Raw genomic sequence first — 12,482 nt, forward strand, 5'->3', positions numbered from 1 at the left:
CACAATGAAAAAAGTTGAAGCTATCATTAGAAAATCTAAGTTTTCTGTTGTTAAAAAAGCATTGCACGAAGTAGGCGTAAATTTTTTCTCCTATTGGGATGTTACTGGACTAGGCAATGAGAAAGAAGGTCATGTGTACAGAGGTGTTTCCTATAGCACTAGTGATATACAAAGACGCTATTTATCTATTGTTGTCAATGATGATTTCGAAGAGGTGACTATCAAAGCCATTCTTGAAGCTGGCTCTACAGGAGAAGTTGGTGATGGTAAAATATTTGTCTCTCAAATTGATGAAGTCTACAGAATCAGAACTGGAGAAAAAGGCGGTAATACTTTAAAATAAAAAACATGGAAATACTTACTACAAATAATGTATGGATGATGATCTGTACTGCTCTTGTATTCTTTATGCATTTAGGATTTGCATTTTTAGAAATTGGATTAACAAGGCAAAAAAATACTATCAATATTTTATTCAAAAATATATTTATCATCACAGTAGGACTTCTACTTTACTGTTTGGTAGGATTCAATCTTATGTACCCTGGAGATTTTAATGGATTTATAGGATTTACAGGCGTTGGATTGGATGCACCGCTTACGGATGCAGGCACATTAGATTTAGCATATAATAAAGGCTACACCTATTGGACAGATTTTCTATTTCAAGGAATGTTTGCCGCAACGGCAGCGACTATTGTATCTGGAGCTGTTGCTGAACGTATGAAAATTCTACCTTTTATGATATTCACCGTAATATATGTAGGATTCATATACCCAATTGCAGGTTCTTGGAAATGGGGAGAAGGTTTTTTAGATTCACTAGGCTTTTATGATTTTGCAGGTTCTACATTGGTTCATTCTGTAGGTGGTTGGGCAGCATTAGTTGCTGTTTGGTTATTAGGTGCCAGAATCGGAAAATATAAAGATGGTAAGCCGCAAGCAATACCAGGACACAATATCCCATTAGCAACTGCAGGAGTTTTAATCCTATGGTTAGGTTGGTTTGGTTTTAATGGAGGCTCTGTTTTATCGGCAGATGCAAGTTTAACTTCATTAACACTTGTAACCACCTGTCTTGCTGCGGCAGCCGGTGGAGTTGTTGCTGCGATAGCATCTACCGTTATGTATAAAAATTTAGATCTTACCATGTTCTTAAATGGTATCCTTGGTGGATTGGTGGGTATTACGGCAGGCGCAGATGTAATGTCACCTACAAGTGCCATTATTATTGGAGCAATCGCTGGCTTATTAATCGTCTTTGCAGTAAGCTTTATAGACAAAATTAAATTAGATGATCCTGTAGGTGCCATTGCCGTACACTTGGTATGTGGTATTTGGGGAACTCTAGCTGTAGGTATATTTGGATTTAGTGCTTCTACCAATGATGCTGGTGAATTCTTAAATGCAAATGGTGATGTAGTAGCAACAGCCTCTGAAGCTGCTAATACATTAGCTTTCTTACCGCAACTTTATGGAGTACTAGCCTATGCAGTTATATGTATACTATCATCCTTCTTAATCATTTTTACACTCAAAAAGACCATGGGTATTAGAGTTACAGAACGTGAAGAATTAGAGGGATTAGATGCACATGAACACGGAATGGATGCCTATCCAGATTTCAGACTAAACGAACATTAATCTTCTTGAACATACCTACTAAAAAAAGAAACCTCAAAGCATCCCAACTTTGAGGTTTTTACTTTTTATATGCTTTCATACTTCGGCTACGCTTAGTATAAACTTCTGCGTCTCTACATTCCTTTTAAAGTGTAAAACAATACTTTAAAAATCTACTCTCTAAGAAGAACTCAATCTCACAATTATTTAACCTGTATTATATTTAATGCAGGTTTACAATATAACGAAACGTCATTCCGAATTTATTTCGGAATCTCATCGTATTAATCAACAACTATGATGTGAAACTGAAACAAGTTCAGTTTGACGAAAAATATAGATGTATACGCTTTCGCGAAAGCGTGTAAAGCATACATAAAAGTAGGATAGATTAGGCCGAATTACGACTCGCATTGATATTACCAAACAAAGAACGAGTTACGATCTTTTCAAAAATGGCAATTTGCGCTTCGTCGCGTACTGGTGCTTTTTCTAATTCTTGAATTTTCTTAAGTGCATACTGCTGAATCGTCAATAATGGCAATACAATAGATTCTCTTACAGCGATAGAAGCTCTTCCAGCAGGTTCTTCCTCCATCAATTCTTGATACCCCGTAAGCTTTAATATAAGACGTTTTGAGGTTTCGTATTCTTTATAAATGACATTCCAAAACTCCCCATATTCTGGATCTTCAGACATGTACTTGGTGAGATCAAAGAAAGATTTTGACAAGGACATCATACTATTTTCTATAAGTGTTTTAAAGAAACTAGACGTCTTAAACAGTTGTTGTACTTTATCAAACGCTCCTGCATCTTCATAGTGTTTTAAAGCCGTTCCAACTCCAAAGAAGCCAGGGACATTCTGTTTTAACTGACTCCAAGATCCTACAAAAGGAATCGCACGTAAATCTCCAAACACCAAACCATCCGACTTTCCACGCTTGGAAGGACGGCTTCCTATATTTGTTTTAGCATAATACTTAAGCGTACTCATATGCTCTAAGTAGGAAATAAATTTTGGATGCGCTTTAAATGCACTATAGGCTTCATAACTTAGCGCAGCAAGTTCATTCATGACTTCTCTATTCTCTGGAAGCATACTGAGGTTTACCTCGCTTAAGCTGTTATAAATTCCAGAACTGATCAACTGTTCTAAATTATATTGTGAAGATTCTAGGGTTCCAAAATTAGAACTAATGGTTTGCCCTTGAATGGTTAACTGCACTTCTTTATCTTCTATAGTCGGTCCTAAAGAAGCATAAAAATTATGTGTCTTCCCTCCTCCTCTGGCTGGCGGTCCACCACGTCCGTCAAAAAAGATAACAGTTACATCATATTTTCTAGAAATAGCAGTTAGGTTTTCTTTGGCTTTGTAAATCGCCCAATTGGCCATGAGGTATCCTCCATCTTTTGTTCCATCACTAAAACCTAACATAATCGTTTGTCTGTTGCCCCTTGATTTTAAATGTGCTGCATATTCAGGATTCGTATACAACTCTTCCATGACAGCAGGCGCATTCTCTAAATCGGTGATGGTTTCGAATAACGGACCTATATCTACCGTAAGTTTATCTTGAAATGCTACTAACTTAAGCATCGCAAACAACTGCATGACATTCAGTGTCGTCTGATTATTACTAATAATATATCGATTGGCTGCTTGTTCGCCGTTTGTTTCCTGAATGGTTTTAATGGATTTCATGGTATGAAGCGCCTTCAAGGTCTCCTCATCCTTTATCCAAGACACGTCTACTTTTCCTTTTACCTTAGAAAGTATTTCAATTTGTGCCGTTTCTGACAATTCATGATAATTGGCAGGAAATAGACCACTATTATGCGCTATCGTTGCATTGACCATATCAGTAAAAAACTGATGATGCTTCCTGCTATCCTGACGTATATCCAGTGTAGAAAAGTGAAAACCAAATAAATGCACTCTATTTAAAAGACTATTGACTTCAGAGACATATAGTGACTGATGTTCTGCGATAAGTATTTCCTTAATCTCTTTTAACTCAGATGTAAAATGAGCTAGTGTGATTCTAGATTCTTGATGTATAATCGTATCATATAACGCTCTTTCTATAGCCGTAATACGATCTTCTACCCCTTTAAAGGAAAGTTTCCTCTTAAGACGTCGTACATCTCTATAGTAGTTTTTAATAATAGTTTCTCGTAATCGTTGCGCTACTTTTAAAGTGATTTCTGGCGTTACAAATGGGTTCCCATCTCGATCTCCACCTGGCCAGAAACCAACATTAATAATATCATTGTCAATATGTTTTCCATCAAATATATTTTGTTGGATATAATCGTAAATCGTTCCAAAGGATTTGTAAAACACATTTTCTAGATACCATATCAAACTCACCGCTTCATCATAAGGAGTTGGTTTTTTATGTTTGAAGAATGGTGTTTTCCCCAATTGGGCTAATAGATCATTGATACGCAGTAAATCATTTTCTTTAATCGCCTCCGTCAAATCTGTAATAATACCTAATACGGATCCAGGGTAAAACTGGGTTGGGTGTGCGGTTAATACAATACGCACTTTAAATTCTTCTAAGTATTTTTGAAGGGTTTCTAATTTATCATCTGCCACGACCGCTTCCTTTAAACTACGTAGGGTTCCAATTCCGTCCATATTATTCACTTTCGCGAAAGCAGCATCTTCTATGGCATCAAACAACACGACTTGACGTTCTATATATTGAATAAAACGAAATAATAGATTAATTTGACTTTCTGGAGAACGTCTCGCTTGGTATTTTTCAAAAAACGTTTCAACAATCGTTGTAGGATTATCACCTTTTTCAAATCCTTTCTGACAGGTCTCATGAAATAAAGGTAATAAAGCCCCCGTTTTCGTAACAGCATCAAAGGGTAACGTCATAAATATACTATTGTAAATCTGATATTTAGACAGTACATTTTGAGTAAATCGTGTAATCTTAGGTTGAATTGACATAGCAAAGGTGTTTTTAAACCAACTTTAAAATTACTAAAGGATACGCAATTTAAATAGTGAATCTCCTCTTTTTACGAATAATACTTTTATTCGGTTTCTAATTGCTAAAACTTCAAAAAAAAGCGTTTAAAATAGATATTCTGTATCCCGCATTTATTCAATAAGCAAAGCTTGCTTTAAGATACTCACAGGATATAGATCCTATTAAGAAATGTTATTTCTTTTAGATAGTAAAGTATACAAGAAAAGTCCTGAGTCTAAAAATAAATCAATTTAAGAATCGAAATTCACCGATAAGATCCCGCTTAAAAGCGGGATTAGTTCAACTTACACTATTGACTACCTCTTGTAGACTTCTCAAAATTGAGTTTCACTAAAAAGTGGTGATCATCTTTCAATACGAGATAAATCACCACTCGTACATCAACAAATAAAGACTCAGGAGGTTGTGATCGTTATTTAACATATAACAAGTCACAACAGCTCGAACATCATCCCAAACTGCCAGCAAATTGTGCATACGTCTCAAAACAACGTAAATCACAACAATGAAAGAACTCATTAAAATCACAGAAACGTTGTGAATACGTCTTAAAACAATGCAAGTCACAGCAAATTTTATGTTAATAATTATTCCAGTTGTGAACACGCTTTAAAACAACGCAAATCACAACTTTGCAGAGGAACATAATTTACTTAATACAATTGTGAATATGTTTCAAAACAACGCAAATCACAACAATTCTGATATAGTCATGATTCCTAGTTATATTGTGAATACGTTTCAAAACAACGCAAATCACAACACACCTCCTATATCTTATACATAATCAATAGTTTACACATCATACACTCTCTCAAAACTTTATGTTTTCCGCTTTTCTTGATGTCGGTATGGCTTTTTTTTGTATCCTAACATACGACGGACACTATCTGTATAAGAATCATTAGGAGCTAATACATCTCCATGAAATGCATAATTTCTGGCTTCATTTATTTTTGTAAAATTAGTTCCCAATGGGTGTTTAAAAGCTTCAAAAGAGGCATATCCCAATCGTTCTTTATAGACATCACCTATTGCTGTAAAAGATTTAGGATGCCGTTGTTCAAATTGTAAGATGGCCGAAACAAAGGCTATACTCTCTTTCCAATGGAGTTGTAACGCAGTTTTAATCTCTTCATAGGTGTAGCTTGTTTTTTCAGGGTTTTCTTTTTGTAAACGCTGGATGATCAAATCTATAAGCGGTCCTTTCTTCCCTAGACCATGGTAAAAGTCATGATTCTTTAATTGTTTTAAGGTAAACAACACCGTCACTCCCTGAATCTCTTTACTAAAAAACAATTGCTTATGTTTTCTAATTCTCCCTACTTTCTTTTTCTGCCAGCCTGTAGGCAAACGTGCATCTTTCTCTTGAAGTTTGCTTTGTAATAAAGTAAGTACCGTATCTGTATACCAATTTTTATAATGGTGTTTTATGTGATCTCGTTGTACTTTTAAACGCATCGCTTCTTCTACTTGTGAGGCTGCCTTAGCCTCTCGTAAATGACTATTTATTGTTTTAAAATCATCTAAATAGGTCTGATATGTTGGTACGTCACTTAATGATTTCCAATGTGAATGGATATCAGAAAAGCACTGTTTTACCTCTGGAAGGTGTTTAAATTGGTGTAGCTTCTCTCGGGTTTTGGGAGCTATCAAGAAAAAATCGTGTGGTAAATGGATATAACAATGTGTATTTCCTTCTTCTTGTCTATAAAAAGGCGCTAATATTTCGGCACGACGAGACATATGAGCGTGGTCTTCTACAGTGGTACTCTTCTTGGTATTAGAAGGATTGGAAATGTTTAATTTTCGCGCAAGCCCTATCAGATTTTCATACCGTGTATACGTCTCCACGTTTGTGAGCTCTTCCTGATACTTATCGAGTGCTATGTGTGTGATTTGTGTAAAACAATCATCAAATGAAGTGGCTTGTAACAATGCTTTCTTGACCTTCTTTTGATAGATCTCTACAGTATCATTTGTGTGCTTTTTAAGATTGATTTTAGCGGTACATGCCACATTGAGCCAATCGGCAATGAGAACGAGATTTTCTTCTTTCCAATGCTGCATGTCTAGCAGGTAACAATACTTTGCAAATTGTTTTTTAGCTTCTTTTGTAATAAACTTTCCCTTTCTTCCTAAAATCCATGAAATAGAACGGTACAACAATTGCATTTTTTTATGCCGGATGTCTCGGTGTGTTTTTCCTTCCCATTCTCGTTCTAAACGTTTCTTTTCTGCTAGATTAGTGCTGGTTGCCTTCTTTGCTTTGATCAAGTTTTGAATACGATTTATTTTCTTTAGATACTGTTCTTGCTCTTTTTTAGCTAGATATCCTGTTTGATATGCGGGACTATTATAAGTATCTACCAAAGCTGCAAAATGTGCAGGATTGTCTTTTTGTAAGATATGTGTCAGTTTTTGTTTGATACGTGCTTTTAAGACGGTCATAGCTTCGGTATCGGAACGGTTTTCTTCTTGTAATTGGAGTAAGATTTTAGGCAATAACGAATGGTATTTACAAGAACCATCAGGATAGGTCTCCCCATTAAAATGTCGTAAGTAACTTTGTTTAATATCAAATAGGGTGTTGTTACTTAACTGTTCTAACCATGCTGTATACGCTTTCGCGAAAGCGGTTAAAGCCTCCACACTCTTTTCAAATTGATTCATTGTCGTCAATGCCGCCCAATGTTTTATATTTTCATGTCCAATCACCATGTGTACATAGGTATTTGCTGCTACTTCCAGTCGAATCATTACCCGATCATTAGAGACATATAGCTCTTGAAATAGCTGTAATTGCGCTTCTTGAATCGTCTCTGTTTCCTGATCCAAACGATCTGCTGTCACAGCAATAGTTCCTAATGTTGAAACATAGATGGGTTGTGTTTTGTAATAACTTTCTGGTATTTTCTGGAGGTCTTCTTTTGTTTTTGTTGTATGGGTTACTTTTTTCTGGATCACCTCATCTGAGTATACGCGCCAAGCAAGATTTGGAATTTCTCCAGTTGCTAATGCTATAGATGTTGCTAGCAAGGCAGTCGGTCTTCTGGAAGTGCGCTGTACTTCTTCCAATTGCATCGCATCCGATAGGTTTGTATATAAATAGCCTGGAATACTTTCTAAATAATTAGAGAGTTGTAATACGTGAAATTGCTGTACATCCATTGAGAAAAGCATATGTTTTCCTAACCAATAAGCGGCACTTTCTGAAGCATCTCGTTGTGCATAGAATGAAGTTATGAATCGGCTTTTTTCTAGATCCAAAATATCATTCCCTGATCGTACACTACCATCTGGACGTTTTTTGAAATTTCCTTGTGCATCTATCAGGTAGCTTTCTTTTTGATGACTTCTTTTTAGTTCGGTAGGTGGTTTGCTATACCCACCACGGTTCAAATATTGGCGGGACTTCATAAACAGTTCCATTTGCCCTTTGGTGAGGAAAAAAACTAAAAAGAAATTAATTCCCATCGTCCCTAATTTATTGGCATCTTTTGTATCCCAACAGTGAGTGAGTAACGTCACATCTACTGCAAAATCAATTTGAGGTTGGTAACTATGTACTGCTATTTGAAAAGTTCGATCTAATACAAGACGTGTTGTAGGTGTTGGATATAGTGCTGTGTCTTCATGCCAAAAATGCGAATGATAATCTCGTAATCTAAGCAATAGTAATAAAACATGATTGATTTCCTTGATATCTTGAGGCGTTACAAAGCGGATGTTCTTCCCTTTTGCAGCATTCCATAAAAATACCTTGAGTTCTGAATAGGCACGATCTGTCAATCCTTTTATTTTATTATCTAGAATGGTCTCATCAATATGTGATTTACGTATTCCCGTTTCTGAATGCATTGGAAAAAACACATCTCTAAGTTCTGTAAATTCATGTGCTTTATCTTTTCGTTGGATGGTTTTTATAAAGGTACTGGTACGATTATACGCCAGGTTATAAAAGACCGCTAATTCTCCATTTTTATGAAGAGAAGGTACAGAGCGTTTTTGATTTCTTTTAGGTCGTTTGGTATGTGTTTTTGGATACATAGTAATCTATTTTAAAACCTATAAAGGCATATTAAGATGGATGAGACGTTCTTCTAGATGTGCGTTTAAGACGTATGTAATGCCCGTGAGTAGGATTTAATTGTTGGTCTGTATAATAGGTTCCTTCTAAGTAACATTCTCTCTTCTCTTTAATGACTTTAATGATAGAAGTGCCAAAATGAGCATCGAGATTTCTACTACCTTCTTTTGCGTATTGGTAAATAATCTTAAAATGTTGCTCATCTTCTGTTTTGGTGATCACACAAAACGTACTATGAGAATTAGAAGAGACCTCCTTATGATTATTATAAAAAGCATTAACAACAATATTACTTCCCGTCTGAGCGATAATTACTTTGATATCGAGATATACTTTCCGTATTTGATTATCTCTCCTAATAAAACATTCTTGTTTTCCTTCATAGGTACCTGAAAAATTATCAATTACAAAAATCCATGAGAATGGAGGAAATTTCCATAACCATCGATCTATTAAATAGAAAAAACCTAAAAATAGAATGCTAGCAGGAGCAACTTCATGAAATGCTGTTATTCCTAAAAAGAAAAAACCAATCATGGGAATCACTGTCCACGGTTTGTAATACATAAAATAATTTGTTCTCATAAGGTTAAAAAAATGTAGTTTGATGATTTAAAATGATATTGATACTATGACAATAGCTAAGTTGTTTTCAGCTCTATGGATGACAGCATGTGTATAAGATTATTTAATAATCTGTTTTTGTCTATAAGCTTCAATTTTTGATACCCTCTAAAATGCACTCCATTTTTACATTTGCGTAAAGTGTATTTACTCCCACAATAACAATGATGTCTGTGTGTAAGGCGAAATCCCAAATAATAGGCTACCAATAAATCAATGACCTTTGAGCTATCTTTTATTTTCAAGACATCTTGATAGCCTTCTAATATTCCTTCTGTATGAGAGTATTCTCCATAGATATATTCTTTATGAATTTCATAATAGGAATTGTTTTGAAAAAAAGGAATTACAATTCTCACTATAAATTCTAATAGTGTTTTTACTTTCGTTTTTAAAAGAATATCTGCTAGCGCAGGGGTTGTAAAGCAACAGCTTCCTTCTTCATATATATGTCTATCTAGAATACGAGGAATACGCTCTCCTGTTTCATATACTTTTGGAAAAGCAGTACGCCAAGGTGTTATATCAATATAGACTTCATATAGATCATGTTCCATGACCTCTAATGTTCCTACAAAAGCTTTTTTCTCCTCTAGATAGTCTAAACTAGGAAACGTATCTACTACTTCTTGTATTTGCTTTTTACTGTCCATAGGGTTTAGGAGATATAAGCGTAGCTGTTACTTCCTTTTTAATCTTGGCAGACTGTGTTTCTTCATCTACATTATTGCCTTTAGGAAACCGAGTTCCAAACTGTCGATCTATCAAATACTCAGAAGCTTTCTTTTGATTTTTCTCATCATCAGCACGTTTACAATCATCGCAAAGGTTTTTTAGTGTTTTTAAAAAATCTTCTTTACGTGTTTTTGAGTAGTCTTCAAATACATTTGCATCTTTAGGCATGGTAGGACGTTTGCATACAAAACCATTTGGTTGTGTAAGTGCTGCGTGTATAGATTGTATAGTCTTTCTAAATGAAACATCATCATTATCATCTTCATGATAGTGTTTGACCATTAAAATAGTCAGCGCAAATCCTGATGGTAATTTAAGATGACTATTTTTTTCGTGTCTATAGTCTTTCCATGCTTTTATATATCGTACTAAGCGTTTAATTTGCTTATTTGATTTTTTGTTAAACCAATCTGTAAATGCTACAGGATCGCTAGATATCCAATCTTTAGAACGATGCGCCAGTTTAGAAGTGTCTCCTTTTTTGTAATAAATAGGCAGATCGATATGATGTCCATCAGCAAAGAGTACACGTACACAGGTTTGTTTTCGCTTTACGTTTTCGCCAGTATGATCTTTTACGGCTTCATATACCCAATTATGCCAAGTAGCGATCTCTTCCTTATTGTCTTCTCCTTTCTTTTCATTGAAGTAAACACCATCATCTAGATCGTATTTCAATAATTTTTTATCCTCATTTCCTTCAGGAATAGGATTTACTGTCGTATCCATTTCAAAAGAACCTTGCCCTTTAAATGTAGGTTGTAACTTATTTGGCTTATTTTCTACAAACCACTTTTCTATTTTTCTTCGGAGTTCTTTACGACTTCCTAATAAATCTTCTTTCCTTCTTTGTGTTAATTTAATTTTGTTATAGAAGATATTGTACTCTTTATGTAATGTTGCCATTGTTTTTTTTATTTAATTATTAAGATTGATGAATTGTTTCCATAGTCTGCCTCTGAAGGCGTAAAAACTTTCCTTGCGTAGGAAAGGGTGTTCTATTGGTATAGTAATTTCCTTCTAGAAAATAATCTTGCCCATCTTTAATGACCTTTATTGTAGAAGTTCCTTGATGCCTATCCAAATGTGTACTTCCTTCATTGGTATATTGATGGAGAATCTTATAATGCATTTTATCTTCTGTCTTGGAGATGATACAGAGTTCGCTATAAGAGTTAGAAGATCTTTCATCATGTTTCTTATAAAAAGCATGCACAGAAATAGAACTTCCCGTTTGCACAATAATCATAGCAACGTCTATCAGTACTATTTTGAATTCGCCATCTTTAATGATATGACATTCTTGTTTTCCAGTATAGGTTCCAGAAAAATCTTCTATGGTAAACATCCAAGAAAAAGGAGGGTATTTCCACAGGTATCTGTCTACGATATGCAATACCATACCTAAAAGCCCTAGTCCAAAAATGGGATAGGTCCAGTTCCATTGCTGTAACCACATGATTCCTGCAAGACATAGACTTACTAAAAGTATAACTGCAAAGGGTTTATAATATCTAAAATAATTGGTGAGCATGTGAGGTATAATTTCTAGTGAATTGTATGATTCTTTATGTAGGAATTCTTTTATATATGCTTTCGCGAAAGCGTATACAACTTTAACCATATATCATTTAACCATGACGTCTATGATCTAATTCTTGATGAATATTTTTTAATAAAGTATCTCTAGTAGGTGTCCATTGTAAGTGACGTATGGGTGTGATCTCAAATTTAGATTCTAAGGTATCTTTCAATAAATCCATATGGTTTTCTAGATCGACTCGAATTCCCTGAAAATGTTGAAAAACCCCTTTTATTTCTCCTAATCCAAAAGGAGGAATCGCTATAGAAATATGATCTTTTGTTTGAATCCAAGAAGCTCCCATTTCTATCAAACACATAGGTGATTTGTAAAAATGATCTGATAACATGGAGAATACTAATACCTCATCGTTGATTTCTTTTTTGATGGTCTGCATAAAATCATGACCTAAAGGCGTACCATATCCCTCTAAAGAAGTACAGAAGATATCATCTGAAGAGATTCCTATTTTTTCTATCATCTGGATAAATAGCCTAACAATAGCCTCATCTTCATGTGAATGGCTGATAAATACTTTTTTTAGAAAGGTTTGCTTTGTTGGGCTTTTCTTCCTGCCTGATGGTTTTACTGTATATCCAGAAGTATCTAGCTTTAAATCGTCTGCTATTAATAATACGGTATTGTTTTCTGTAGCATTTATCAACTCTTTAATTTCATCTTGTTGGTATGCTTTAGATGGAATGTATTCGATTCCATATCCTTTTAAGATTCGTAGTATTTCTTCTGGACTATGGGACGTTTGTAAAGAGAAATAAATATCTTGTACTAAACGGTATTTTTCTATTGGACTCAT

Annotated in this window: 9 protein-coding genes; 2 read left to right on the plus strand and 7 right to left on the minus strand. The window is 34.9% G+C overall.

Annotated features, from left to right (window positions below; all coding sequences use genetic code 11):
* Positions 1-4: 4 nt before the first annotated feature.
* Positions 5-343 (plus strand): P-II family nitrogen regulator, encoded by a 339-nt coding sequence (locus Q1A01_RS15565; RefSeq protein ID WP_089371119.1) that lies wholly within the window; start codon positions 5-7, stop codon positions 341-343.
* Between the two features lie 5 nt (positions 344-348).
* The gene (gene amt, locus Q1A01_RS15570; protein WP_299682858.1) at positions 349-1,644 is read left to right on the plus strand and encodes an ammonium transporter; all 1,296 of its coding nucleotides are present in this window, start codon (positions 349-351) and stop codon (positions 1,642-1,644) included.
* Positions 1,645-2,014: 370 nt separating this feature from the next.
* On the opposite strand, the gene Q1A01_RS15575 is transcribed toward amt, so the two are convergent.
* The 7 genes from Q1A01_RS15575 to Q1A01_RS15605 all read right to left on the minus strand — a co-directional run bounded on the left by Q1A01_RS15575 (position 2,015) and on the right by Q1A01_RS15605 (position 12,482).
* Positions 2,015-4,594, minus strand: a complete 2,580-nt coding sequence (locus Q1A01_RS15575) for a phosphoenolpyruvate carboxylase (protein ID WP_299682861.1) — start codon at positions 4,592-4,594, stop codon at positions 2,015-2,017.
* 865 nt (positions 4,595-5,459) lie between these two features.
* Positions 5,460-8,687, minus strand: coding sequence for a hypothetical protein (locus Q1A01_RS15580; RefSeq protein WP_299682863.1), 3,228 nt, complete (start codon positions 8,685-8,687; stop codon positions 5,460-5,462).
* 31 nt (positions 8,688-8,718) lie between these two features.
* A complete protein-coding gene (locus Q1A01_RS15585; protein WP_299682865.1) occupies positions 8,719-9,312 on the minus strand; it encodes a hypothetical protein in 594 nt (197 codons plus the stop codon).
* 56 nt (positions 9,313-9,368) lie between these two features.
* Positions 9,369-10,004, minus strand: a complete 636-nt coding sequence (locus tag Q1A01_RS15590) for a hypothetical protein (protein ID WP_299682867.1) — start codon at positions 10,002-10,004, stop codon at positions 9,369-9,371.
* Positions 9,994-10,992 carry a cyclic GMP-AMP synthase DncV-like nucleotidyltransferase gene (locus tag Q1A01_RS15595; protein WP_299682868.1) on the minus strand — a complete coding sequence of 333 codons (999 nt, stop codon included), beginning with the start codon at positions 10,990-10,992 and terminating at the stop codon, positions 9,994-9,996. Before Q1A01_RS15595 ends, Q1A01_RS15590 begins: the two co-directional genes overlap by 11 nt.
* A 19-nt stretch (positions 10,993-11,011) precedes the next feature.
* Entirely contained in the window at positions 11,012-11,710 is a 699-nt protein-coding gene (locus Q1A01_RS15600; protein ID WP_299682869.1) for a hypothetical protein, read from the minus strand.
* Positions 11,711-11,717: 7 nt separating this feature from the next.
* Positions 11,718-12,482: a toll/interleukin-1 receptor domain-containing protein gene (locus Q1A01_RS15605; RefSeq protein WP_299682871.1), complete on the minus strand. Its 765-nt coding sequence runs from the start codon at positions 12,480-12,482 to the stop codon at positions 11,718-11,720.

It is taken from the genome of uncultured Dokdonia sp. (assembly GCF_947492815.1).
Classification (GTDB): domain Bacteria; phylum Bacteroidota; class Bacteroidia; order Flavobacteriales; family Flavobacteriaceae; genus Dokdonia.

Bases quoted from the DNA above. Each gene is read 5' to 3' on its own strand.
- Q1A01_RS15565 (WP_089371119.1), top strand. From the start codon at position 5: ATGAAAAAAGTTGAAGCTATCATTAGAAAATCTAAGTTTTCTGTTGTT.
- amt (WP_299682858.1), top strand. From the start codon at position 349: ATGGAAATACTTACTACAAATAATGTATGGATGATGATCTGTACTGCT.
- Q1A01_RS15575 (WP_299682861.1), bottom strand. From the start codon at position 4,594: ATGTCAATTCAACCTAAGATTACACGATTTACTCAAAATGTACTGTCT.
- Q1A01_RS15580 (WP_299682863.1), bottom strand. From the start codon at position 8,687: ATGTATCCAAAAACACATACCAAACGACCTAAAAGAAATCAAAAACGC.
- Q1A01_RS15585 (WP_299682865.1), bottom strand. From the start codon at position 9,312: ATGAGAACAAATTATTTTATGTATTACAAACCGTGGACAGTGATTCCC.
- Q1A01_RS15590 (WP_299682867.1), bottom strand. From the start codon at position 10,004: ATGGACAGTAAAAAGCAAATACAAGAAGTAGTAGATACGTTTCCTAGT.
- Q1A01_RS15595 (WP_299682868.1), bottom strand. From the start codon at position 10,992: ATGGCAACATTACATAAAGAGTACAATATCTTCTATAACAAAATTAAA.
- Q1A01_RS15600 (WP_299682869.1), bottom strand. From the start codon at position 11,710: ATGGTTAAAGTTGTATACGCTTTCGCGAAAGCATATATAAAAGAATTC.
- Q1A01_RS15605 (WP_299682871.1), bottom strand. From the start codon at position 12,482: ATGAGTCCAATAGAAAAATACCGTTTAGTACAAGATATTTATTTCTCT.